The sequence below is a fragment of the Streptomyces lunalinharesii genome, assembly GCF_039532155.1.
Classification (GTDB): Bacteria; Actinomycetota; Actinomycetes; order Streptomycetales; family Streptomycetaceae; genus Streptomyces; species Streptomyces lunalinharesii.
Genome location: NZ_BAAARK010000004.1, coordinates 305,335 through 328,945, shown reverse-complemented (window position 1 = coordinate 328,945; position 23,611 = coordinate 305,335). Strand labels below are relative to the sequence as shown.

22 protein-coding genes are annotated in these 23,611 nt (G+C 74.3%); 14 read left to right on the top strand and 8 right to left on the bottom strand.

Annotated features, from left to right (window positions below; genetic code table 11):
• The first annotated feature begins 6 nt into the window (after positions 1–6).
• The 4 genes from ABD385_RS09050 to ABD385_RS09035 all read left to right on the top strand — a co-directional run bounded on the left by ABD385_RS09050 (position 7) and on the right by ABD385_RS09035 (position 3,685).
• Positions 7–1,119, top strand: a complete 1,113-nt coding sequence (locus ABD385_RS09050) for a glycosyltransferase family 4 protein (protein WP_344574538.1) — start codon at positions 7–9, stop codon at positions 1,117–1,119.
• Positions 1,116–2,003, top strand: coding sequence for a class I SAM-dependent methyltransferase (locus ABD385_RS09045; RefSeq protein ID WP_344574636.1), 888 nt, complete (start codon positions 1,116–1,118; stop codon positions 2,001–2,003). Before ABD385_RS09050 ends, ABD385_RS09045 begins: the two co-directional genes overlap by 4 nt.
• The gene (locus ABD385_RS09040) at positions 2,003–3,034 is read left to right on the top strand and encodes a lysylphosphatidylglycerol synthase transmembrane domain-containing protein (RefSeq protein WP_344574537.1); all 1,032 of its coding nucleotides are present in this window, start codon (positions 2,003–2,005) and stop codon (positions 3,032–3,034) included. Before ABD385_RS09045 ends, ABD385_RS09040 begins: the two co-directional genes overlap by 1 nt.
• A 210-nt stretch (positions 3,035–3,244) precedes the next feature.
• Positions 3,245–3,685, top strand: coding sequence for an SPW repeat protein (locus ABD385_RS09035; protein WP_344574536.1), 441 nt, complete (start codon positions 3,245–3,247; stop codon positions 3,683–3,685).
• Between the two features lie 113 nt (positions 3,686–3,798).
• Here ABD385_RS09035 and ABD385_RS09030 read toward each other — a convergent pair whose 3' ends face one another.
• The gene (locus tag ABD385_RS09030; protein ID WP_344574535.1) at positions 3,799–4,068 is read right to left on the bottom strand and encodes a hypothetical protein; all 270 of its coding nucleotides are present in this window, start codon (positions 4,066–4,068) and stop codon (positions 3,799–3,801) included.
• A gap of 210 nt (positions 4,069–4,278) precedes the next feature.
• On the opposite strand from ABD385_RS09030, the gene ABD385_RS09025 reads away from it, so the two are divergent.
• The 3 genes from ABD385_RS09025 (at position 4,279) to ABD385_RS09015 (ending at position 9,505) form a co-directional block, all read left to right on the top strand.
• Positions 4,279–5,358: a methyltransferase gene (locus tag ABD385_RS09025; RefSeq protein WP_344574534.1), complete on the top strand. Its 1,080-nt coding sequence runs from the start codon at positions 4,279–4,281 to the stop codon at positions 5,356–5,358.
• 202 nt (positions 5,359–5,560) lie between these two features.
• Complete coding sequence (locus ABD385_RS09020; RefSeq protein WP_425585379.1) at positions 5,561–7,408, top strand: alkyl/aryl-sulfatase; 1,848 nt, start codon at positions 5,561–5,563, stop codon at positions 7,406–7,408.
• 57 nt (positions 7,409–7,465) lie between these two features.
• The gene (locus tag ABD385_RS09015; RefSeq protein ID WP_344574532.1) at positions 7,466–9,505 is read left to right on the top strand and encodes an ATP-binding protein; all 2,040 of its coding nucleotides are present in this window, start codon (positions 7,466–7,468) and stop codon (positions 9,503–9,505) included.
• Between the two features lie 17 nt (positions 9,506–9,522).
• Here ABD385_RS09015 and ABD385_RS09010 read toward each other — a convergent pair whose 3' ends face one another.
• Genes ABD385_RS09010 through ABD385_RS08990 form a run of 5 tightly spaced genes read right to left on the bottom strand, consistent with a single transcriptional unit; the run spans position 9,523 to position 13,379 of the window.
• Positions 9,523–10,560 (bottom strand): serine hydrolase domain-containing protein, encoded by a 1,038-nt coding sequence (locus ABD385_RS09010; protein WP_344574531.1) that lies wholly within the window; start codon positions 10,558–10,560, stop codon positions 9,523–9,525.
• The gene (locus ABD385_RS09005) at positions 10,560–11,495 is read right to left on the bottom strand and encodes a DUF6895 family protein (RefSeq protein ID WP_344574530.1); all 936 of its coding nucleotides are present in this window, start codon (positions 11,493–11,495) and stop codon (positions 10,560–10,562) included. The genes ABD385_RS09010 and ABD385_RS09005 overlap by 1 nt, the downstream gene beginning before the upstream one ends.
• The gene (locus tag ABD385_RS09000) at positions 11,492–12,484 is read right to left on the bottom strand and encodes a DUF6895 family protein (RefSeq protein WP_344574529.1); all 993 of its coding nucleotides are present in this window, start codon (positions 12,482–12,484) and stop codon (positions 11,492–11,494) included. The genes ABD385_RS09005 and ABD385_RS09000 overlap by 4 nt, the downstream gene beginning before the upstream one ends.
• Positions 12,481–13,182 carry a hypothetical protein gene (locus ABD385_RS08995; protein WP_344574528.1) on the bottom strand — a complete coding sequence of 234 codons (702 nt, stop codon included), beginning with the start codon at positions 13,180–13,182 and terminating at the stop codon, positions 12,481–12,483. The genes ABD385_RS09000 and ABD385_RS08995 overlap by 4 nt, the downstream gene beginning before the upstream one ends.
• Positions 13,183–13,193: 11 nt before the next feature.
• Positions 13,194–13,379, bottom strand: coding sequence for a hypothetical protein (locus tag ABD385_RS08990; RefSeq protein WP_344574527.1), 186 nt, complete (start codon positions 13,377–13,379; stop codon positions 13,194–13,196).
• A gap of 388 nt (positions 13,380–13,767) precedes the next feature.
• On the opposite strand from ABD385_RS08990, the gene ABD385_RS08985 reads away from it, so the two are divergent.
• The 3 genes from ABD385_RS08985 to ABD385_RS08975 are packed head-to-tail and all read left to right on the top strand — an operon-like array spanning position 13,768 to position 16,046.
• Positions 13,768–15,087, top strand: coding sequence for an MFS transporter (locus ABD385_RS08985; protein ID WP_425585374.1), 1,320 nt, complete (start codon positions 13,768–13,770; stop codon positions 15,085–15,087).
• A complete protein-coding gene (locus ABD385_RS08980) occupies positions 15,080–15,601 on the top strand; it encodes a MarR family winged helix-turn-helix transcriptional regulator (RefSeq protein ID WP_344574526.1) in 522 nt (173 codons plus the stop codon). The genes ABD385_RS08985 and ABD385_RS08980 overlap by 8 nt, the downstream gene beginning before the upstream one ends.
• Before the next feature lie 37 nt (positions 15,602–15,638).
• Positions 15,639–16,046: a TOBE domain-containing protein gene (locus tag ABD385_RS08975; RefSeq protein WP_344574525.1), complete on the top strand. Its 408-nt coding sequence runs from the start codon at positions 15,639–15,641 to the stop codon at positions 16,044–16,046.
• 25 nt (positions 16,047–16,071) lie between these two features.
• Here ABD385_RS08975 and ABD385_RS08970 read toward each other — a convergent pair whose 3' ends face one another.
• A complete protein-coding gene (locus tag ABD385_RS08970; protein WP_344574524.1) occupies positions 16,072–17,583 on the bottom strand; it encodes a helix-turn-helix domain-containing protein in 1,512 nt (503 codons plus the stop codon).
• A gap of 205 nt (positions 17,584–17,788) precedes the next feature.
• Here ABD385_RS08970 and ABD385_RS08965 point away from each other — a divergent pair, with 205 nt between their 5' ends.
• The 3 genes from ABD385_RS08965 (at position 17,789) to ABD385_RS08955 (ending at position 22,141) form a co-directional block, all read left to right on the top strand.
• On the top strand, positions 17,789–18,631 hold the full coding sequence (locus ABD385_RS08965) for an FAD binding domain-containing protein (protein ID WP_344574522.1): 843 nt from the start codon (positions 17,789–17,791) through the stop codon (positions 18,629–18,631).
• Positions 18,628–21,426 (top strand): molybdopterin-dependent oxidoreductase, encoded by a 2,799-nt coding sequence (locus ABD385_RS08960; RefSeq protein ID WP_344574521.1) that lies wholly within the window; start codon positions 18,628–18,630, stop codon positions 21,424–21,426. The genes ABD385_RS08965 and ABD385_RS08960 overlap by 4 nt, the downstream gene beginning before the upstream one ends.
• Before the next feature lie 199 nt (positions 21,427–21,625).
• Positions 21,626–22,141 (top strand): molybdopterin-dependent oxidoreductase, encoded by a 516-nt coding sequence (locus tag ABD385_RS08955; RefSeq protein WP_344574520.1) that lies wholly within the window; start codon positions 21,626–21,628, stop codon positions 22,139–22,141.
• A gap of 84 nt (positions 22,142–22,225) precedes the next feature.
• Here the strand turns inward: ABD385_RS08955 and ABD385_RS08950 are convergent, their stop codons facing one another.
• A complete protein-coding gene (locus ABD385_RS08950; protein ID WP_344574519.1) occupies positions 22,226–22,648 on the bottom strand; it encodes a TOBE domain-containing protein in 423 nt (140 codons plus the stop codon).
• 417 nt (positions 22,649–23,065) lie between these two features.
• Here ABD385_RS08950 and ABD385_RS08945 point away from each other — a divergent pair, with 417 nt between their 5' ends.
• Positions 23,066–23,461, top strand: a complete 396-nt coding sequence (locus tag ABD385_RS08945) for a TOBE domain-containing protein (RefSeq protein ID WP_248014480.1) — start codon at positions 23,066–23,068, stop codon at positions 23,459–23,461.
• Positions 23,462–23,611: the final 150 nt, after the last annotated feature.

Genomic DNA, 23,611 nt, shown 5'->3' with positions numbered 1-23,611 from the left:
CACCCGGTGACCGACCGCGCCCCGGCGGGCGCGCGGGTGGTGCACGCCGTGCTGCCCGGCGACGTCGCCGACGACCGGGCCCCCAGCGGCGGCAACCGATACGACCTACGGGTCTGCCGCGACCTGCCGGCCCTCGGCTGGCAGGTGCGCCGGCACCAGGTGCCCGGCGACTGGCCGCAGCCGGACGCCGCCGCCACCACCGCACTGGCCCGCCTGCTGGCGGGCCTTCCGGACGGCGCGGTGGTGCTGTTGGACGGCCTGGTGGCCTGCGGCGTGCCCGACGTGCTCCGCCCCGAGGCCGCCCGGCTGCGGCTGGCCGTCCTGGTCCACCTGCCGCTCGCCGACGAGACCGGGCTGGCCCCGGGAACGGCCGCGGAGCTGGACGCCCGCGAACGGCGCGCCCTGCACGCGGTCCGCGCGGTGATCGCCACCAGTGACTGGGCGGCGCGTCGGATCCGCAGTCACCACGGGCCGGGGCTGCCGCCGGTGACGGTCGCCCGGCCCGGCGTCGACCCCGCCCCACTCGCGCCCGGGACGGACGGCGCCGGCGGGTTGTTGTGCGTGGCGTCGGTGACCCCGCGCAAGGGCCACCGACGCCTGGTGGACGCGCTCGCCACCGTCACCGACGCCCCTTGGACCTGCGCCTTCGTCGGCAGTACCGGTCAGGATCCGCACACCGCCGACCAACTCCACGTCCAGCTGGACCGGTTGGGCCTGTCCGGGCGCATCGCCTGCACTGGGCCGCGGACCGGCGCCGCACTGGCCGCCCACTACGCAGCCGCCGACCTGGTGCTGCTCGCCTCGTACGCCGAGACCTACGGCATGGTGCTCACCGAGGCGTTGGCGTGCGGCGTACCGGTGGTGGCGACGGCGGTGGCCGGAGTGCCGGAGGCCGTCGGGCGGGCGCCCGACGGGAGCGTGCCCGGGCTGCTCGTTCCCCCCGACGAACGGGGTGCCTTGGCGGCGGCACTCCGTGCCTGGTTCGACGATCCCGCATTGCGGCGGCGACTGGCGGTCTCCGCACGGGGACGCCGTGCCATGCTGGAGGGGTGGGAGATGACGTCGCACAGTCTGGCCGGCGCGCTGGAACGGCTGCGGAACGCGCCGTGGAGTCCGTGACCGGGGCGGTCGGCAGACCGCGGTTCTGTCCGCAGTGGCTGGAGTTGCGGGAGCGGGCGGACGACGCGGCCCGCGTCCCGGAGTTGCTGCGCCCGCTGGGCGACCGGCTCGCCGCGGTCCCCGCTCCGGAACGCTTCGGCGGCACCGGCGGCCTGGTGATCCGCGATCTGGGCTGCGGCACGGGGGCGATGGGGCGCTGGCTCGCGGTGCGACTGCCCGGCCCCCAGCACTGGGTCCTCCAGGACCACGACGAGGTCCTGCTCGCCCGGGCGGCCGGTCGGATCCCGTCGACCGCCGGTGACGGACGGCCCGTCACCGTCACCACCCTGCACGCCGACCTCGCCGACCTGACCGCCGCCGACCTGGCCGGGACGTCCCTGGTCACCGCCTCGGCCCTGCTCGACCTGCTGACCCGCGACGAACTGGAGACCGTCGCCGCGGCCTGTACGGGTGCCGGCTGCCCGGCGCTGCTGGCGCTCTCGGTCACCGGCCGGGTCGAACTCACCCCGGCAGACCCCCTCGACGCCGCGCTCTCCGCCGCGTTCAACGACCACCAGCGCCGTACCACCGACGGTCGCCGGCGACTGGGGCCGGACGCCGTCGCGGCGGCCACCGAGGCGTTCACCCGGCGCGGCGCGCGGGTGGTGAACCGGCCCAGCCCCTGGCGGTTGGGCGGGCCGGAATGCGCGCTGACCGAACGGTGGCTGCGCGGCTGGGTGAGCGCCGCACGGGAGGCGCGCCCGGAGCTGGCGGCCGCGGCCGACGGGTACCTGCGGCGCCGCCTGGACGCGTGCGCGGCGGGGGAGCTGGGCGTCACCGTGCACCACGCCGACCTGCTGGCGCTGCCCGGTCCGGCCGGCGTCCCGGGCCCCCGATCAGGCTGATGGCGCGCCGGATGTGGCCCTGGCTGCGGACGCTCGGGGGACTGGTGATCCTGGCGCTCCTGCTGTGGCATGTGGGTTCCGGCGCCCTCCTGGACGGGCTGCGTCGGATCGACGTGGCCACGCTGCTGGTCGCCGTGGGCATCGGCGTGCTGACCACCGTGTGCAGCGCGTGGCGGTGGTGCCTGGTCGCCCGCGGCCTGGGGCTGCGGCTCCCGTTGGGGCAGGCGGTGGCGGACTACTACCGGGCGCTGTTCCTCAACGCGGCGCTGCCCGGCGGCGTGTTGGGCGACGTGCACCGCGCGGTGCGGCACGGCCGGGCCGCCGGGGACGTGGGCAACGGCGTGCGCGCCGTCGTCCTGGAGCGCGCCGCGGGGCAACTGGTGCTGCTGGTGGTCGGTGCGGTGGTGCTGGCCGTGCAGGATTCGCCGGTGCGCGCCGCGGTCGTCGGGGCGCTCACCGGACCGACGGCCGGCTGGGTGCTCGCGGCGCTGGTGGTCGTCGGCCCGGCGGCGGTGCTGGTGGCCCGGGCGCGTCGTCGCCGGGCCGGTGCGGTCGACCGGACCGGCGGTGGGTGGCGGGCCGCGGTGGTCGAGGCCGGGCGGGCCGTGGCGGGCCGGGAGCGCTGGCCGGGCGTCGTCGCGGCGTCGTCGGTCGTCCTCGTCGGCTACGTGGCCACGTTCGTGCTGGCGGCCCGGGTCGCCGGGGTGCGGGCGCCGGCCGGCGAGCTGGTGCCGCTGGTGGTGCTGGCGCTGCTGGCCATGGCGCTGCCGCTGAACGTCGGCGGCTGGGGCCCCCGGGAGGGCGTCGCGGCCTGGGCCTTCGGCGCCGCCGGGCTGGGCGCCGCGCAGGGGTTGGCCACCGCCGTCGTCTACGGCGTGCTCGTGCTGGCCGCGAGCCTGCCCGGCGTGGGGGTGCTGCTGGTCCGCCGGGGCGCCAGGCTGCGCTCCGCCCGTCGCGGGGCGCGCGAAGCCACCGGCGGCGGGCGGCGGGGCGGGGTGCTCGTGGGGGCCGCCGACGGCCGGCGGCGCTAGCGACGGCGCGTGGCGGGTGGTGGTGCCGGTGCGGGTCCGTGCGTGGGACGCTCCGGGGCCCGTCGGGGGCGCCCGCGTCCCGGATGACCGGATCCGGTCAAATTACCCGGCCCGACACCTACACATAAAGGCGACATAAGAGCAAAATAAGGGTGAGTGGCTGATGCCACGTGATGCGGCCCCGACGCGTGACTGAAGGAGGCGAGTCGTATGGCCGACGTCTCACACCACAGGGGAGACCTCGCTGGTCACCCCGATGTTTCCGAGATGCGGGCCCGGTTCGAGCGGACGCTCGGTGGCCGGGACGTGGTGTTCGTCGACGGGCCGGTGTTCCTGGTCGGTCTGTACTGCGCGGCGTCACCGTGGATCGTGCACTACACGGCCTCGCAGCCGGCGCTGATGACCCACAACCTCATCGTCGGCATCGCGATCGCCCTGCTGGCGATCGGGTTCACCGTCACTCCGGAACGCATGTACGGCCTGAGCGGCGCGATGTGCGCGATCGGTGCCTGGCTGATCGTGTCGCCCTGGATCGTCGGGCGCGGTCCCGACGCGGGGGTGATCTGGAACAACGTCGTGATCGGCGCCCTCACCCTGGCGCTGGGTGCGGTGTGCATCGCCGTGGCATCGAGGAGCCGCCGCGTCACGTGAGGTGTGCCCCACGGGGCGTGTGCAGGACCACCGGCCCGCTTGCCCTTCGAAGTCCACGAGCGACGGCAAGCGGGCCGGGCACGTCCGGCGGCGTGACGGGCGGCCCCGTCCGGCTACCGGTCGCGGTCGAGGGCCGCGGACCGGGGCGGCGTGAAGCGCTGTCCGGCCAAGCCGGCCAGCACCAGTCCGCCGGCCAGCAGCAGACCGTGCGCGAGGGCCACGCCGGTGACCAGGACCGCGATCGCGGTGGCCAGTATCAACCAGACCGCCCAGCGTCGGAACGGGGTCGTCGGCGCGGGTACGCGGACGGGTGGGTAGGGGGCGGCCTCGGGCGGGAACTGTTCCGCGAGGTCGCGGAGTTGGCGGTGGTCGTCGGGGGACAAGGAGCGTCCCTCCTCTCCCGGGTGGTGCTGCCGGTCGCGCCGTACGGGCAGGGTGCTGGATGGGGCGTTGCTTCGGAGATCGGGCCGACTTAGGGTTGCCTAAGCGTTGAGGCCCGTGCGGGGTGTGCAACGGCACACAGGCGTTGTTGTGCCCTTCCGGGCCCCGTGCGTAACGCCGTTGACCGGACATCACCGGAGAGGAACCCCGCCATGGTGGACGACCAGTCGCAACAGCACCGCCCGTACCTCGTGTCCCAACCACACCGGCCCGCGGACGAGGACCGGGACGCCCTCGTCCGGCTCACCTACGGCGCCATGGCCAGCCACGTCGCCGGCGCCGCCGTCCGGCTCGGCGTCCTGGACCGGATCGGCGACGGTGAGCGCACCGCGGACGACCTGGCCACCGCGTGCGCGGCGCAACCACAGGCCATGGCGCGGTTACTGAGGGCGCTGACCGCCCTGGGACTGCTCGCCGAGCCCGCGCCGGGCCGGTTCGCCGCCACCGCGGTCGGCGCCCAGCTGCGCACCGACGCCCCGGGTTCGCTCGGCGCCCTCGTCCGGATGTTCACCGACCCGGCCCTGCTGCGCGCCTGGGGCCACCTCGACGACAGCGTCCGCACCGGCGCACCCGCCTTCGACACCGTCTTCGGCACCGACTTCTTCGGCTACCTCGCCGAACGACCGGCCCTCTCCGCCCAGTTCAATGCCGCGATGAGCCAGAGCACCGCGCACACCGCCGAGCTGCTGCCGGCGGCCTTCCCCTTCGACCGCTTCCCCACCGTGGCCGACGTCGGCGGTGGCGACGGCACCCTGCTGGCCGGGGTCCTGCGGGCGCACCCGACGCTGCGCGGCATCCTGTTCGACCGCGCCGAGGGGCTCGCCCAGGCCGGCAGCCGGCTCGCCCGGGACGGCCTGGCCGACCGCTGCTCCCTGGTGACCGGCGACTTCTTCGCCACCGCCCCCGACGGCGCCGACCTCTACCTCCTCAAGAGCGTGCTGCACGACTGGACCGACGAGCAGTGCCGGCAGATCCTCGGCCACCTCCGCCGGGTCGTGCCCGACGCGGGGCGGCTGCTGATCGTCGAGCCGGTCCTGCCGGCCGTCGCCGACGCCTCGGGCGACGTGATCCGCTACCTCAGCGACCTCAACATGCTGGTCAACGTCGGTGGCCGGGAGCGCACCCGGGACGACTTCGAGCGGCTGTGCCGCAGCGCGGGCTTCGCCGTCCGCGCCGTCACGCCCCTGCCGCAGCCCAACCGCTTCTCGGTGATCGAGGCGGAACCGGTCTGACCTGGTCCAGTCCAGTCCAGCCCGGCCCGCCCCGGTCGCCCGGTGCCACCGGAACCCGGCGCGGGCCGGGCCGTACCGCGCGCTGCCGGGCCGCGTCGGCGCCCACGCGTGCGGTGGCCCGACTTCTTCGGTTAAATCGAACGTGTGGGCCATGCGCCCGTGATGGCCCGCGGTCTGCGAGAGGTGGCGCGCCGTGACCGCTGTGACCGTGGACGACGCCGGGCCCGTCGACGACCACGAGGACTTCGCCGACGCCGACCGCGGCTTCATCGCCCCGCTCGACCCGCCCAGGATCACCGCGGCCGACGGCCGGGTGGTCTGGGACGCCGAGCGGCACGCCTTCCTGGCCGGGAACTGCCCCGCGTCCGCGGACGTGAGCCTGTGGCGCCAGGGGCGGCTGGTGAGCCGACAGGGCCTGTACGAAGTGACCGAGGGCATCTACCAGGTCCGTGGCCTGGACCTGTCCAACATGTCGCTCATCGAGGGCGACCACGGCGTCCTGGTCGTCGATCCGCTGCTGTCCACCGAGACCGCCGCCGCCGGACTGGAGCTCTACCGCAAGTACCGCGGCGACCGACCGGTCACCGGCCTGCTCTACACCCATGCGCACGCCGACCACTTCGGCGGCGCCCGCGGCGTCCTGCCGGCCGACCACCACCCGGTGCCGGTGCTGGCACCCGCCGGATTCCGGGAGAGCGCGGTCGGCGAGCAGCTGTACACCGGCCCGGCGATGGCCCGGCGCGCCGTGTACATGTACGGCACGCAGCTGCCCGCCGCCCCGGACGGCCAGATCGGCTGCGGCCTGGGCACCCTGCCCTCCGCCGGCACTCGGAGCTTCGTCCCGCCGACGGTGGACGTCACCCGCACCGGCCAGGAGGAGATCGTCGACGGGGTCCGCCTGGTCTTCCAGCTCACCCCGGGCGCCGACGCCCCCGCCGCGATGAACTTCGCCGCCCCGTCCCACCGCGCGCTGTGCACCGCGGAGAACGCCGTCCACACCATGCACAGCGTCCTCACCCTGCGCGGCGCCGTGGTCCGCGACACCCGGCGCTGGGCCCACTACCTCAACGAGGCGCTGGCCCTCTTCGGCGCCGACAGCGAGGTCGCCTTCGCCTCGCACCACTGGCCGACCTGGGGGAACGCCCGCATCCGCCGTCTGCTCGCCAACCAGCGCGACCTCTACGCGTACCTGCACGACCAGACCCTGCGGCTGCTCAACGAGGGCCGCACCGGCGCCGAGATCGCCGAGGAACTGCGGCTGCCCCCGGGCCTGGAACGGCTCTGGGCGCACCACGGCTACTACGGTTCGCTCAGCCACAACGTCAAGGCGATCTACCAGCGTTACCTCGGATGGTTCGACGGCAACCCGGCCCACCTGTGGGAGCACCCGCCGGCCGAACAGGCCCGGCGCTACGTGGAGACGCTGGGCGGCGTCGCGGCCACCGTCGACGCCGGCAAGCGGTACGCCGCCGCCGGCGACCTGCGGTTCGCCGCCACCCTCCTCAACCACGCCGTCTTCGCCGCCCCGCAGGATCCGCGCGCCCGCCGGGAACTCGCGGACGTCTACCAGCAGCTGGGCCACGGCTGCGAGAACGGCACCTGGCGCAACTACTACCTGACCGCCGCCATGGAACTGCGCGGCACTCCGGCCGCCGCCCGCCCCGACACCACCGGACCGGACGCCCCGGCCCCCGACCTGGTCCGGGCCCGCAGCGTCGACCAGCTCCTGGACTCGCTCGCCATCCGCGTCGACGGACCGCGGGCCTGGCACGCGCACCTGACCCTCGCCCTCCACCTCGCCGACGAGGACCGCACCTGGCACCTGACCCTCTCGAACGGCGCGCTCACCCACCTCAGCACCCCCGGCGCCCCCGCCCCCGAGAGCCGGCCCGACGCCACCCTCACGCTCACCAAACCCCAGCTCCACGAGCTGCTCGGCGGCCGCGTCCCGACCGCGGTCACTCAGGAGGGTGAGGCCGGTGCGGCGCTGCGTGAACTGCTCGGCCTGCTCAGCGCCCCGGACCCCAACTTCCCCATCGTCACGCCCTGAACCTGCCCGCTGGCAGGGCGTACGCGCAGGGCCCGCGGCGTGGGGCAAACTGGGCCGGTGGCGAGCAACATTCCCGAGGAATCGACGAGCTTCGTCGGCCGGCGAGCCGAACTTCGGCAGTTGAACAGCGAGTTGACGCAGCATCGGTTGATCACCCTGACCGGGCCCGGTGGCGTGGGCAAGACCCGGATCGCGATGCGGGCCGCCCAAGCCGCCGCGGCGCGGTTCACCGACGGGGTCCACTGGGCCCCGCTGTGGCCCTTACAAGGCGACCAACTGCTGGTCGCCGCCGTCTGCGACGCCGTCGGGCTGGCCGACCACTCGGCCCGGACCCCGGTGGCCGCGCTCTGCGAGTGGCTCGCCGACAAGGACCTGCTGCTGGTGCTGGACTCCTGCGAACACCTCGTCGCGGCCTGCCGGGACCTGGTCGGCGACCTGCTCACCGCGGCCCCCGGCGTCACCGTCATGGTCACCACCCGGCAGCCGCTGGCGGTCGCCGGCGAGTGGATCACCGAGATCGGCCCGCTGCCCTGCACCGGGACCAACGACGCGCTCACGCTGTTCACCGAGCGCGCCGGCACCGCGGCCCCCGGCCTCCGGCTCGCCGACCCGCTCAACGCCGATGCCGCGGCCCTCATCTGCCGGCGCCTCGAAGGCATCCCGTTGGCCCTGGAGCTGGCCGGCGCCCAGCTCGCGCACCGCCCGCTGGCCCAGGTCGTCGAGCGGCTCGGCTCCCGCCTCGACGCCCTCGACGGCACCGGAATGCCCTGGACCCCGCGCCACCGCACCCTGCGCACCGCCATCGGCTGGAGCCACGAACTGTGCGCGCCGCTGGAACGGCTGCTGTGGGCCCGACTGTCGGTCTTCCGCGGCACCTTCGACGTCGGCTCGGCGGCGGCGGTCTGCGCCGACGGGCCCCTCACCTCCGACGGGGTGCGCACCGCGCTGGCCGGCCTGGCCGCCAAATCCGTGGTCAGCCGCGAGGGGAACCGCTTCCGGATGCTGGACACCCTGCGCGAATACGGCCGGATGTGGCTCGCCGAACTGGACGAGACGGTCACCGTCGCCGACCGCCACGCCGAACACTTCGTCGGCTTCGGCCGCCGCGCCGAACTCGGCTGGCTCGGCCCCGACCAGGTCACCTGGTACGGGCGGGTCGCCGAGTCGTACGTCGACCTGTGCACCGCGCTGGACCACCTGCTCGGCAGCGCCCCGGCCCGCGCCCAGGAGCTGTCCGCGGCCATCGGCTTCTTCTGGACCTGTTGCGGCCACCTGCACGAGGCCCGCGACTACCTGGAGCGCGCCCTGGCCGCCCAGGCCGCCCAGGACGCCGAGGGCACCGCCCGGACCCGGGCCCTGTGGGCGCTCGGCGTCGCCGTCCTCCTCCAGGGCGAACTGCACACCGCCGAGTCCCTGGGGCGGGAGTGCGCGCGCACCGCCCGGGACAGCGGCGACCACGACGCGGTGCTCGCGGCCGGCTACCTGATCGGCCTCACCCACCTGATGGCCGGCCGCCCGCTGACCGCCCACACCGTCGCCGGCCAGGTGCTCGGCCCGCCGCCGGACGACCCGTTCGACTCCGCCGCCCGGCTGCGCTGCCACCTCGTCCGGCTGTTCGCCCTCACCGCCCTGGGGCGGCTGCACGAGGCCCGCGACGCGGCCACCGTGCTGCGCCACGGGTGCGTCGAACGCGGCGAGTACTGGTCCCGTTCCTACACCGACTACCAGCTCGCCCTGATCGAGCTGTTCCAGGACCGGCCCGAGGAGTCCGCGGGCCACGCCCGTGCCATGCTCGCCGCCAAGCGGCGCATCGGCGACAACTTCGGGATCGCCCTCGGCCTGGACCTGCTGGCCGCCGCGGTCGCCGCCCAGGGGGACGGCGCGTCGGCCGCCCAGGTCTACGGCAGCGGCCAGGCGTTCTGGCGCACGGTCGGGCACCCGCAGCGCGGCACCCCCGAACTCCGCGCGGTGCGCGAACAGTGCGAGCGGCGGGCCCGCGCGGCGATCGGCGACGCCGCGTACGCCGCCGCCTTCCAACGGGCTGCCGAGCAGAACCCGGAGCTGCTGCTCGCCCGGATCCTCGCCGGCGACTTCTGAGCGCCGCGCCGGCGGCCCTACCCGTCGTCGCCGGCCAGTGTGTACAGCAGCTCGTAGGCGGTGGTCACCAGCCGGCAGCTGCGACCGCGGCGGGTGGCCAGTGCGACCAGTCCGGTCCCTGAGGCCGGGTGGAAGCCGAGGAACGCCTGCTGCCCGAAGGTCGCGCCCACGTGGAAGAGCAACGGGCCGCGCGCCGCCGGGTGGTGGTACCAGGTCAGGGTGTGGGTGTTGTGGTGCCGCCAGCCGCGCCGCAGCAGCGGGGTCCGCACCGCGCGCAGCGCCCCGGCCAGCGGACTGCCCTCCGGGTACAGGTGCGCTTCCAGGTAGGTGAGCAGGTCGTCGGGGGTGGAGCGGACCGCGCCGGCGGCGGCGAAGGCCCCCATGTCGGTGCTCTGGACGGGGGTGGTGCCGTTGGTGCGGTGGCCGACCGCTTCGGTGCCGGTGGCGCCGGGCGCCAGGGTGGTGCCGGTGAGGCCGAGCGGCTTCAGCACCCGGGTGGCCAACAGGTCCGGGTAGGCGGTGCCGGTCGTGTGGCCCATGGCCGGGTCGAGCAGCGCCAGCCCGAAGTTGGAGTAGCGCCAGCGGGTGCCGGGCCGGTGCCGGGGCCGGGTGCGGGCGAAGGTGCGCAGCAGCCGCTCGGTGTCGTAGCCGCAGTAGCCGTTCTCGTAGGGGCGGACCAGCGCGCCGATCAGCAGGTCGGTGGGGACGCGGGGCAGCCCGGAGGTGTGGGTGGCCAGGTGGCGCAGGGTGATCCGGCCCGACCACGGGTGGCGCAGCGGCAGCCGCGGCAGGCGGGCGGTGAGCGGATCGTCCAACCGGAGCACGCCGTTGGCCGCGAGGTCCGCGAGCAGCAGCACGGTGAACGTCTTGGACAGCGAACCGAGTTCGTAGCGCAGGTCCTGACGGGAGGTCGGCGGCGCCAGCGCGGTGCCGCCGCTGACCACCGTGCGGCGGCCCTGCCGGGTGACGGCCAGGACGACGTCCGGGGCGTCGACGGTGGTCAGCGCGTACGCCAGCCGGTCCGCGAGCGCCGGGCTGCCGGAGGGGGACCGCATCAGCCGACGGTGGACGTCAGCGCGCGGGAGGTGGCCATGGCCGAGGCGAACGCGGCGACCAGGGTGGGGTGGTGCACCTGGTCGAAGACCAGGTCCGGATCGCCCTCGGGCATCGCGTGCCGGATCGGCATCGCCCCGGACGCGTCCTGGGCGGCGGCGTAGAGCTCCCACAGTCGCGCGTCCAAGGCGGGGCGGGGCAGACAGGCGTCCACGACCAGGAGTTCACCGAGCAGGTCCCAGTGTTCGAGGTCGGCCCAGTCGTCCAGCCAGGCCGGCAGGTACCGGGTGAGGTAGGCGGCGACGTCGGGCGGGATCCGGTCCGGTGCCTCGCCCCAGTTGGTGAGGTGGAAGACGGTGTGGGTGACGTCGTACGCGATGTGCAGCTGCACCGTCCAGGGCTCGGGCAACTGGCCCAGCCAGGTGCGCGCCAGTGCCTGGTCGGGGTCGGTGCTGGGGGTCAGTCCGATCTTGCGTTCGGCGTTGAGCACGCCCAGGCGCCGGTTGGGCGCCATCTCCAGCGCGGTCCACGTAGCGGTGCGCCGGGTCACCGCCAGGGCCGCCTCCAGACCCGGGTGGCGGTGGCCCAGTTCGTGGAACGGCGCGTAGACCTCCAAGGGCACCGGGGAGTGCGGTTCCTCCTGTTGGAGGGCGGCCAGGACGTTGCCGCCGTCGAGCAGCTCCCGCCAGGCGAAGTCCAGCAGTGCACCGGCCCGGGTGCGCTGCCGGGAGCCGGCCACGCCTTCCCGGAACAGCACCTGCATGTTGATGGCGAGTTCGCCGATAGGCTTGAGCCGTTCGATCGTCGCGCTGCCCGTGGCGCGGTCCTCGGGCGTCAGCCGGAAGAAGTCGCGGTGCGCGTCGAGCCAGCTCAGGGCCCGGTCGCCGACCTGGTGGAGCAGTGCCGGGGAGGCCAGGGACGCAGCCGTCGCGGTCACAGCGCAGCCTCGCTTTCGTAGGGGGTCGGTCCGGCCACCGCCGCCGTCTTCCCGGCCACCAGTGGGCCGGCGTCGGTCTCGGCCTCGTCCGAGGCGATCCGGGCGAGGGTGCCGGCGAACGCGGTCACCAGGGTGGAGTGGTAGCAGGCCCAGAACGCCTCGGCCGGATCGGTCGGGCGCGGCGCGGCACCGGTCTCGGGCACGCTGCCGTCGGCGGCCTGCGCGGCGGCCAGCCGCTGCCAGGCGGTCGCGTCGTACGGGGCCGCGGGCAGGCAGGCCGCGACCGCCAGCAACTCGCCCACCAGGTCCCAGAGTTGTTCCTCCTGCCAGTTCTCCAGCCAGGAGGGCAGCCAGAGCCGCAGGTAGCCGGCGGCCGCGGGGGCCAACCGCCGGCGGTTGCGGCCCCAGTCGGTGAGGTGGAAGACGTCGTGGGTCAGGCCGTACGCCGCCTTGCGGTCCAGCGCCCAGGGTTCCGGGAGCAGTCCGAGCCCGCTGTGCGCGAACTCGGCGTCGAAGTCGGCGTGTTGGGCCAGGCCGATCCGGCGCTCGGCGTTGAGCACTCCGAGGGTGCGGGTGTGGTCCTCGCGGGCCACCCGCCAGCCGCGCAGCCCGGTCGTGGTCAGCACCAGTTCCTCGACGGCCGGGTGCCGCAGCCCGGCCTGGGCGAAGACCCCGTAGATCTCCACCGGGTAGGTGGCGTACGGCTCCCCGCGGATCAGCTCGGCGAACAGCGCACCCGCGCGGGTCTCCCGCCAGGCGAAGGCGAACAACCGGTCCGCCGCTTCCCGGAGTTCCGCGCACGGGTGCGAGGCGGCGATGAGCTGGGTCAGTTCGGCCAGTTCGCCGAGGGGTTTGAGGGTGCGGTTGGGGTCGGCGTCGGTGGTCGTGTCCGGTGGTAGGCGGAAGAAGTCCCGCATCGTGGTCAGCCAGCCGAGGCTGCCCGCGACGAGCCGGTCCAGCAGGTCCGGGTCGCCCCGGCCGGCGGTCACCAGCCCCGCCCGAAGAACCGCTGCGCGGCCACCACGTGCAGGGCCACCCGTGGGTCGCCGCCGCCCATCTGTCGGACGAAGGCCAGGCCGGCGTCCAGCCCGAGGGTGGGGGGCACGTCGGGGAGCCGGGCCAGCCAGCGGCCCACCCCGGCGGCCTGCAGCCAGTCGCGGCGGCGTACGGCCCGGACGAATCCGCGGGCCAAGTCGTCGGTGCGTGCGGTCAGTTGCTCCTCAAGGTCGGCGGCGAGGCCCGGGAGGGCCAGGGCCGCGAGTTGGGACACCCGGTGGGCGAGCTGCGGCCAGGGGTCGGTGCCGGTCCACTCGGTGCGGGCCTCGGGGGGCCGGGGCCAAGGCCGGGCGTGGGAGGGGAGGTAGGCGTGCGTCGCCTCCACCAGCCCGCGGTAGCTCCATGCCGATACGTCGGAGGCGTCCGCGCCCGGCGGGAAGGTCGCCAGTGTCTGCCGCACCACCGCTTCGTCGTCCGCACCCACCGGCACCGCGCGGTGCTCCAGTGCGTACGGCGCGAGCGCGTCGGCGCCCAGGACCCGGACCGCGGCCGGGGCGAGCGGGTCGCCCTGTCGCAGGATCCGGGAGAGCGCATAGGGGTCGCCCCCACCCTGGAGGGCGAGGGCGACCCCGGTTGCGGCATCGGCGATCACAGCGCTGAGCGGGACTGCTCCCTGCGTCTGTTCAGCCAACACGATTCCCCTTAGCGAACGCCGGACTTCGGGCGGGGGTTGGGGGTCGAGAGCAGCAGCAGGCCGAGCAGCAGCAGCCCGCCTCCGCACTCGCGGGTATCGCGGTAGACACCGTCGGGCTCGGCGGGGCTGAGCAGCCCCTCGACCTCGGCGGACAGGGCAGCGGTCTCGATCGGTGCGGTGCGATCCGTAACCATGCGATCAACTCCTTCGACGAATGGGCTTTCAGGCTGACATTCGCCAGAAACCGCCGCAAACCGGACTAATCCAGTGGTGAGGGTGCGTCGAGGACGCGCCGATTGGCCCCCGTTGGCGGAGGTGGCGTGCGACTTCTCGGTAACTAGGTGACGAGGAAGGGGAGTTGGGGCGGCGGTGTGCGGTGCCCGGTGACCGGTGGGTGCGCGCGGTCGCGGCAGGCCGAAGTTCGGGTGGACCGCTCACCGGACTGCTCTGTTCGGTGACATTTGCCCCGGGGCCCGCTGGTCCGCCCGGTGCGGGCGACCCGCTCCGCCCGTCGTGCCCCGTAGGGCCCCGAGGTCTGGTCCGCGGTCCCGGACAGGCTTAGATTGGAAGCGGAAAACTTGGTTGCGGCCAAGCAAACACCTCCCGTTCGGGCTGTTCGGCACGGTCTGGGCCTACCTCAGACTGCGGGACACCGGCATCCGCACCCCGGCCCGGCCCGACTGGTGGGGCAACCTCACCTTCGCCGCCGGACTCGTCTCCGTACTCGCCGGCATCACCTACGGCATCCAGCCGTACGCCGGGCACACCATGGGCTGGAGCAACCCGGTCGTGCTCGCCGCGCTCGCCGGCGGAGTGGCCCTGCTGGTCCTCTTCTGCCGCGTCGAGACCCGGGTCGCCGAGCCGATGTTCCGGCTCCGACTGTTCCGGATCCGCGCCTTCACCGCCGGGAACGTCGCCAGCCTGCTCGCCTCGCTGGGCCGCGGCGGCCTGATGTTCGTCCTGATCATCTGGCTCCAGGGGATCTGGCTGCCCCGGCACGGCTACGGCTTCGCCGAGACCCCGCTGTGGGCCGGCATCTACATGCTGCCGCTGACCCTGGGGTTCCTGGTGGCCGGCCCGGTGTCGGGATGGGCCTCGGACCGCTTCGGCGCCCGCACCTTCGCCACCGGCGGGATGCTCCTGGCGGCCGGCAGCTTCGCCGCCCTCCAGGCCCTGCCGGTCGACTTCGCCTACCCGGCGTTCGCGGTGATCCTGCTCCTCAACGGCATCGGCATGGGACTGTTCGCGGCGCCCAACCGGGCCGCCGTGATGAACAGCCTGCCGCCCGACCAACGCGGGGTCGGCGCGGGCATCAGCACCACCTTCCAGAACTCCGCCATGGTGCTGTCCATCGGCATCTTCTTCTCGCTGATGATCACCGGCCTGGCCGGCTCGCTGCCCACCACGCTCACCAGCGGCCTCACCGCCCAGGGCGTCCCGGCCGCGGACGTCGCCCGGATCGCCGCGCTGCCCCCGGTCGGCGTCCTCTTCGCCTCCCTGCTCGGCTACAACCCGGTCCAGACGCTGCTCGGCCCGCACGTGCTGGCGCAGCTCCCGGCCGGCCACGCCGGATACCTCACCGGCCGGGAGTTCTTCCCGCAGCTGATCTCCGCGCCGTTCGCCGACGGACTGGCCGTCGCCTTCGACTTCGCCATCGCCGCCTGCCTCATCGCCGCCGTCGCCTCCCTCCTGCGCGGCGGCCGGTATGTCCACGACGACCGGGCCCGCGCGGACGCCCGGCCCCGGCGCCCGGAGCCGACCCCGGCCGCGGTCCCGCCCCGGACCGCCGCACCGCCGCCGGTCCCCGCACCGCCGCCGGTCCCCGCGCCGCCGACCGCCGACCCGCCGCCCGGCGGCGCCCCACCCCCGGGCCGCACGCCACCGGGAGCCCCCCATGACTGACCGCCCCGCTCCCGGGAGCGAACCGCCGGGCGGCCCGGCGGAACTGGCCGGGCGGCTGCGCACGGTGCTCCAGCAACTGGTGCCGCTGCTGCGCAGCCAGAGCCCGCACCCCGACCTCACCCCCAGCCGGCTGGCCGCCCTGGCCGCGCTCGCCGCCCACGGCCCGCTGCGGATCGGCGAACTCGCCGCGCGGATGAACATCACGCTCTCCACCACCTCCCGCATGGTCGACCAACTCGACGGCAGCGGCTGGATCGCCCGCCGCCCCGACCCCGCCGACCAGCGCGCCAGCCTGATCAGCCTCAACGACGCCGGCCGGGCGCTGCTCAACGCGGTGCGGCGGGAGACGGCCGGCGTCCTCGCCGAGGAGATCGGCCGGCTCGACGCCGCTCGGCAACGCCGGCTCCACGGCGCACTGCCGGCACTGGAGGAGCTGACCGAGGCGCTGCGCCGGCGCCCGCCCCAAGGGCGCGGCGCCGGCGCCGACCGGCGGGCCGGCCACGACCGGATGTGACGCCCGGGTCGGTTCTCGGGTCCTTTAGAGTGCCGACGTGCCCTCGTACAGCATTGGCCAGGCAGCGCGGCTGCTGGGCGTGAGTTCGGAGACCGTTCGTCGCTGGGCCGACGGCGGTCAATTGCGCATGGACCGGGACGGGGTGGGAAACCGCGTGATCGACGGGGTGGGGCTGGCCGCCTTCGCCAAGGAACGGGCCGCCGGCGCGCACCCGGTCCCCGGCGAGGCCCGCACCTCCGTCCGCAACGCCTTCGCCGGCATCGTCACCGCGGTCACCCTCGACGACGTGATCGCCCAGGTCGAGGTCCAGTCGGGGCCGCACCGCGTGGTGGCGGTGGTCAGCCGGGAGGCCGTCGAGGACCTCGGCATCGAGGTCGGCGTCGAGGCCACCGCCCGGATCAAGTCCACCCACGTGCACGTGGACCGGCCGGACGAGCGCGGCTGAGCCCGGCCACCGGCCGGCCCGCCGCTCAGCGGCACAGCAGTGCCGCGTGCAGGTCCAGTTTGTGGTCGAGCCGGGACAGGTCACGGCCGGTCAGGGCCTCGATCCGCTGGACGCGGTAGTGCACGGTGTTGACGTGCAGGTGGAGGATCTCCGCGGTGCGCGCCCACGACCCGTGCTGGGCGAGGAACACCTCCAGCGTCTCCATCAGCATCCGGTGCGAGGCGCTGCCCCCGCGCGAGAGCGGGCCGAGCACCCGGCTGCTGAACGCCGTCCGCACCTCGTCCGGTACCCCGGAGAGCAGGGAGCCGAGCGTGGACAGCTCGTCGACGGAGGACACCCCGGCGCCGCCCGGGGCCGCCGCGCGGGCCGCGGCCAGGGCGTAACGCGCCTGCTCCAGGCCCGAGTTGAGGTCCGCGACGGTCACCGGACCGCTCACCCCGGCGTGCAGCGGCGCCTGCGGGCGGCAGGCGTGCAGGGCCGACCACGGCTCGTCCAGGGCCGGCGCCGACTCCTCGTCGCCGGTCACCACCGCGGCCGCGTCGCCGCCCGGCAGCAGCCCGACCGCGAACGGCGGCCCGGGGGAGTGCCGCAGCGCCTCGGCCAGCGCCCGGGCCACCTGCTCGGGCTCCGTGCCGTCCGCGGCGGCCACCACCACGCGGAACGGGCCGTCCGCTGGCAGCCCGCAGGCGTGCAGTGCCGCATCGAACGCGGTCCCCTCGGCGGCGCCCGCGGCGACCAGGGCCAACAGGGCGTCCGTCGCCCGGCGCGCGGCCGTCCCGCGCGCCGCTTCGTGGTGCCGGTACTGCGCGATGACCTCGGCGATCTCGTGCAGCACCCGCGGCGGCGCGTCGTCCGCGCCGCGCAGGTGCAGGAACCAGGCGTCGTACGGTCCCGGGTCCCCCTCGATCCGCAGCGTGTTGCCGACGCCGGCGGTGAGGTACCGCCGGGCCTGTCGGGCGGTCGGCTCCAGCGCGTCGGGGGTCCGGGCGAGGGTCCGGCCGGTGGCGGTCAGCAGATAGCAGGCCGGGCCGCCCAGGTGCGCGAACGCCCGGTCCAGCAGCGCGTCGGGCGCAGCGTCCCCGGCGAGCAGCCCGGCCAGCTCGTTGCGCACGTTCTCCGGAAGGGCGTAGTGGCCGGCCGGACGGCGGCTGAGGTCGCCCCACCGGCGCAGGTACACCGCCTCGGTGATGGCCCGGAAGGTGGTGCGCGCGGCCACCGCGACCAGGGCGACGCGGTGCGCACGACAGGACTCCACCAGCACGGCGGGGACCTTGCCGTGGGTCTCCTCGCCGGCCAGCAGCGCGGCGGCACCGGAGTCCGCGAGCGCCGCCACGAAGCGGTCCACCTTCTCCCGGTCGTCCCCCGGGGCCCACCACACCAGCCCGCTCAGCACCAGCTCTCCCGGTTGGAGGAACCGGGCGGGGTCCTCCAGGTCGGTGGCGGTGACCCCGCTGACCTCTTGGGTGAGCAGTGGCTCCTCGCCCCACAGGAGGGTCAGGTCGAGCGCATCGAGCTGGAGGAGATCGTGGACGTGCATGTGGTGGCTCCTTGGACGGCTACCGGGCGAAGGACCCGGCATCTCACATTCACGAGGCGAATGTGGGTCCTGGCATCGTAAATGCCAGGGGTTCCAGTCGATATACCTCTTGGTGAATCATCCAGTTCCGGACCCTGACCTTGGTGCCTTTTCCGTGCTGCGGACCAGTCGTGCGGCCCGCCTGCCGCTTGCTTCACTCGGCGTCATGGACCTGAACACCGTGCTGGAGGTGCGGGACGGCCGGCAGCGCGCCCCCTGGCGCACCGGCGACGCCTGGCTGGGCGGCGGCACCTACCTCTTCTCCGAACCCCAACCGCAGCTCCGGCGCCTGGTGGACCTGAGCCGGATGGGCTGGGAGCCGCTGACCCGGCTCCCGGACGGTTCCCTGGAGATCGCCGCCACCTGCACCATCGCCCAGCTCTCCCGCTTCGCCGCGACCTTCCCGGTGCCGGCCGCGCCCCTCTTCGAGCAGTGCTGCCGCGCCTTCCTGGCCTCGTTCAAGATCTGGAACATGGCGACCCTCGGCGGCAACCTCTGCAACGGCCTGCCGGCCGGACCGATGATCTCGCTGACCGCCGCGCTCGACGGCAGCTGCCTGCTCCAGGCCCAGGACGGTCGCCGGCGCCGGGTGAAGGTGGCCGACTTCGTCACCGGCGCCGGGCGCAAGGACCTCGGCGAGGGCGAACTCCTGCGCTCGGTGACCCTGCCCGCCCGCGCACTCACCTGCCGGACCGCGTTCCGGCAGGTCTCCCTCTACGGACTCGGCCGCTCCGGCGCTCTGGTCATCGGCACCCTCGACCCCCTGGACGGTTCGCTGGCGATCACCGTCACGGCCGCCACCGTCCGTCCGTTCCGCCTCTGGTTCCCCACCCCGCCCACCGCCGCGGTGCTGCACGGCACCCTCGACGGGGCCGTCACCGAGCCCGAGTGGTTCGACGACATCCACGGCCTGCCCGCCTGGCGGCGGCACATGGCGCTCCGCCTCGCCGAGGAGGTCCGGGCCGAACTCACCCCCCATTCGCCGTCCGCCAGGGAGGCTGTCCGATGAGCTACGCCCTTCACGTCAACGGCCGGGACTTCGACGCCGAACCGCGCCCCGGCCAGTGCCTGCGCACCTATCTGCGCGACCGCGGCTGGTTCGGGGTGAAGAAGGGCTGTGACGCCGGGGACTGCGGGGCGTGCACCGTGCACGTCGACGGCGAGCCGGTGCACAGCTGCCTCTACCCGGCCGTCCGCGCCGACGGCCGCCGGGTCACCACCGTCGAGGGCCTGGCCGAACCGGACGGCGAACTGCACCCCATGCAGAGCAAGTTCCTCGGCGCCCAGGGCTTCCAGTGCGGCTTCTGCACCGCCGGCTTCCTGATGACCACGTCCACACTGGACGAGGACCAACTCACCGACCTTCCCCGTGCGTTGAAGGGCAACCTCTGCCGCTGCACCGGCTACCGGGCGATCGAGGACGCGATCCGCGGCGTCACCCACGTCGAGGAGCCCTGCCCCGGGCAGTCGGTCGGCCGCAACCTGGGTGCCCCGGCCGGCCCCCAGGTGGTCACCGGAACCGCCCGCTACACCTTCGACATCGAGGTCGAGGGGCTGCTCCACATGAAGCTGCTGCGCTCCCCGCACCCGCACGCCCGGATCGTCTCCATCGACACCAGCGACGCGCTGCGCGTCCCCGGCGTGCACCTCGTCCTCACCCACCGCGACGCCCCCGAGCGGCTGTTCTCCTCGGCCCGCCACGAGCACCCCACCGAGGACCCCGACGACACCCGGGTCCTGGACGACGTGGTCCGCTTCGTCGGACAGCGGGTGGCCGCCGTGGTCGCCGACAGCGAGGGCGCAGCCGAGGAGGGCTGCCGCCGGATCGCGGTCGAGTACGAGGTGCTGCCGCACGTCCTGGACCCGGAGGAGGCGATGCGCCCCGGCGCCCCGGTGGTCCACTCCAAGGACTCCGAGACCTGCCGGATCTCCCGTCCCGACGACAACGTCGTCGGTGAGGTGCACGGCGAGATCGGCAGCGTCGAGCAGGGCTTCGCCGAGGCCGACGTGATCTACGAGGAGACCTTCCGCACCCAACGGGTGCAGCACGCCAGCCTGGAGACCCACGGCGCCGTCGCCTACTTCGAGGAGAAGGAGGACGGCGACGGCGAGCGGATCGTGGTCCGCTCCAGCACCCAGGTGCCCTTCCTCACCCGACGCGCCCTGTGCGCCCTGTACGACCTGCCCGAGGAAGGGGTGCGGGTGGTCGCCGGCCGGGTCGGCGGCGGCTTCGGCGGCAAGCAGGAGATGCTGGCCGAGGACGTCGTGGTGCTGGCCGCGATGCGGCTGCACCGGCCGGTGAAGCTGGAGTTCACCCGCGCCGAGCAGTTCTTCGGCGCCACCACCCGGCACCCGTTCACCATCGGCATCAAGGCCGGCGCCAAGCGCGACGGCACCCTGACGGCCCTTCAGCTGCGGGTGGTCTCCAACACCGGCGCGTACGGCAACCACGGCCCGGCGGTGATGTTCCACAGCGTCGGCGAGTCCATGGCCGTCTACCGCTCGCCGCACAAGAAGGTCAACGCCTACTCGGTCTACACCCACTGCGTACCGGCCGGGGCGTTCCGCGGCTACGGACTGGGCCAGGTCACCTTCGCTGTGGAATCGACCATGGACGAACTCGCCCGCCGCCTGGGCATCGACCCGCTGGTCTTCCGGGAACGCAACATCATCGGCCCCGGGGAGCACATGATCAGCCCCGGTGGCGAGGAGGAGGACCTGCACATCGCCAGCTACGGCCTGGACCAGTGCCTGAAGGTCGTCCGCGACGCGATCGCCGAGGACCGCAGCGCCGCGGACGCCCCCGACGGCTGGCTGGTCGGCGAGGGCACGGCGATGTCGATGATCGCCACCGGTCCGCCCGGCGGGCACTACGCCGACGCCACGGTGGCCCTGTTGGACGACGGCACGTACGACATCGCCGTCGGCACCGCCGAGTTCGGCAACGGCACCACCACCGTCCACAAGCAGATCACCGCCGGCGCGCTCGGCACCACCGTCGACCGGATCGTCATCCGGCAGTCCGACACCGACGTGGTCCGGCACGACACCGGGGCCTTCGGCTCGGCCGGCACCGTCGTGGCCGGCAAGGCCGTGATGCGCGCGGCCAACGGCCTGGCCGAACGGATCCTGTCGTTCGCCGCGGAGTACGCCCGCACCCCGCGCAGCCAGTGCCAGTTGCTGACCGACGCCGTGGAGTGCGCCGGGCGCACGGTCTCGCTCAAGGAGCTGCACCAGGCCGCCCGCGAGCGCGACGTGGAACTGGTGGCGGCCGGACACTGGGGCGGCTCCCCGCGTTCGGTGGCCTTCAACGCCCAGTGGTTCCGGATCGCCGTGGACCCGGACACCGGCGAGATCAAGATCCTGCGCAGCGTCCACGCGGCCGACGCGGGCAAGGTCATGAACCCGATGCAGTGCCGCGGCCAGGTCGAGGGCGGGGTGGCCCAGGCGCTCGGTGCCACCCTCTTCGAACAGGTCCTGGTCGACTCCGGCGGCAAGGTCCTCACCCCGGCGTTCCGCCGCTACCGGCTGCCCGCCTACGCCGACGTCCCGCGCACCGAGGTGCACTTCATGGAGACCTCGGACTCCATCGGGCCGCTCGGGGCGAAGTCGATGAGCGAGAGCCCGTTCAACCCTGTCGCCCCGGCCTTCGGCAACGCGCTGCGCGACGCCACCGGGATCCGCTTCACCGAGGTGCCCTTCCTCCGGGACAAGGTGTGGCAGGCCCTCGCCGAGCACCGCGAGGCCGGCGGCGCGGGCGGCTGGTCCGCCCGGGCGCATCCGTCGCGGGAGGGCTCGGTGTGACGGATGCGGCCGCCCGTGCGGCGGCGGCAGGTCCGGGGCGGCACTGCGGGGGCCCCGGACCTGCCACCCTCTTGCCCCCATTCGCCTCACTTACGCGAGGGAAACATGTGTAAGCGGATGGCATATGTGATTGAGTCATGCGCCGCTGGGGCATCACAGGGAGGCAGCCGCCGCGCGGATCGTCTCCAGGGGGACACCAATGAGTCGACTCAGCCCGCCGCCCCGCCCCGTCGCCGTCCGCGGCCCGTCCGCTGACGCCCCGCCCGCCGTGCGAAGCTTCCTGATCGGCGGCCAGCTGCACCGCCCGCTCACGCTGACCGTCGCCGACCTGCGGGCGCGCTGGCCGCAGCGGCACGCCCCGGTGGTCTTCGACTGTGCCACCAACGGGCCGCAGCACCACACCTTCGACGGCCCGCTGCTGCGGGACGTCCTGGACGAGGCGGGGCCCGCCTTCGACGCCCGGCGGCGCAAGGACCGCTCCCGTTTCCTGCTGACCGTCACCGGCGGCGACGGCCACCACACCGTGCTGTCCTGGGCGGAGATCGACGCCGACTTCGGCAACGCCCCGATCCTGCTGGCCACCGCGCTGGACGGGGAGCCGCTGGACGCCGCGGGCAGCCAACTGGTGGTGCCGTCCGACCGCTGCGGCGCCCGGTACATCAGCGCCATCACCCGCATCTGGGTGGGCCCCTGCCCCGAGCCGCGGGAGCGGTAGGCGGGCGCGGCCGCGGCCGCCGGCGGGCCGCTCCGCGCGCCGGCCGCGGCGCGGGGCGGTCGGCCCACCCTCAGGGGCCTTGGCTCAGCCCTCGGCGGCCAGCGCGACCTCGGTGGACTTGATCAGCGCGGTCACTTCGGAGCCGGCGGCCAGCCCCAGGTCGGTCGCCGCGTCCTTGGTGATCGCGGCGGTCAGTTCCGCGCCCGGCACGGCCACCTTCACGCCGGCCATCGCGCCGCCGGTGGTCACCGCGACGACGGTCCCCGGGAGCCGGTTGCGGATGCTGAGCCCGTCGACCGGGCCGGTGGTCAGCGCGACCTCGGTGGACTTCACCAGCGCCCGCACCGGTGCACCGACCGTGATGCCCAGGTCGTGCACGGCCTCCACGGTGATTGCGGCGGTGAGCGTCTGGCCGCCGGAGAGCCGCACCACGACGGTCGACATCACCTCCCCGGGGGTGACGGTGAGGACCGTGCCGGAGAGCTGGTTGCGGATGCTGAGGCTCATGGGGAACCACTTCCTCGGTGCGAGAGGTACGGGACGTGTGGGGGCGCGCCTACGGGGAAGACCGAGCGGTGCGGCGGAATGCCACGGAGCCGGACGCCGGTGGGACTCGATGTCGTACGGCGACATTCGGGACGGTCGGACGCGGCCCGGTGAAGGGGAATGCCGTGCGGCTCGAATGGCTACGGAAATATCCCTCTTGTTCTTTCTGTCCCTCGCACTGTAATCCGCTCCGGGCTTGGATTCCGCGCGGGATTCGGCCTGCTGGGTGCGGGTGACGAGCGGGCCGCCGCGCCGGGCGGCCGGATTTCCGATGGCCGGAACTCGCGCTTGTCCCTTCCTCCAATTGGCCTTGCATCTGCTATAGAGGAATGCCAAAAGGATTGTAAATACGAGCCAATACCTCATATGTTGTCGCACATGCAGTCCTACACAATCGGCCAGGCGGCGCGTCTGCTGGGCGTCAGCCCGGACACCGCCCGCCGCTGGGCGGATGCCGGGCGGGTCGCCACCCACCGCGACGAGAGCGGTCGCCGCCTCATCGACGGCCGCGACCTGGCCGCCTTCTCGATCGAGGTGGGCCAGTCCGCCGGCGGCGAGGAGGACGACGCCTACACCTCCGTCCGCAACGCCTTCCCGGGCATCGTCACCGCCGTCACACTCGGCGACGTCGCCGCCCAGGTCGAGATCCAGGCCGGCCCGCACCGTCTGGTGTCCCTGCTCACCCGCGAAGCAGTGGAAGAGCTCGGCCTGGAGGTCGGAATGCAGGCCGTCGCACGGGTGAAGTCCACCAGCGTGCACATCGACCGCACCTGACCCCCCAGGCTCCCCCACGCCACCCTCCGGCGGTCCGCCCCCAACGTCCCCCGGACCGTCGGCCACCCAGCGGCGTCGCCCGTCCACGGCGCGGCTATGTCCCCATCCGCTCGGGCGACCCGCTCGCCCCGCGCAGCAAGGAGTCCCGCA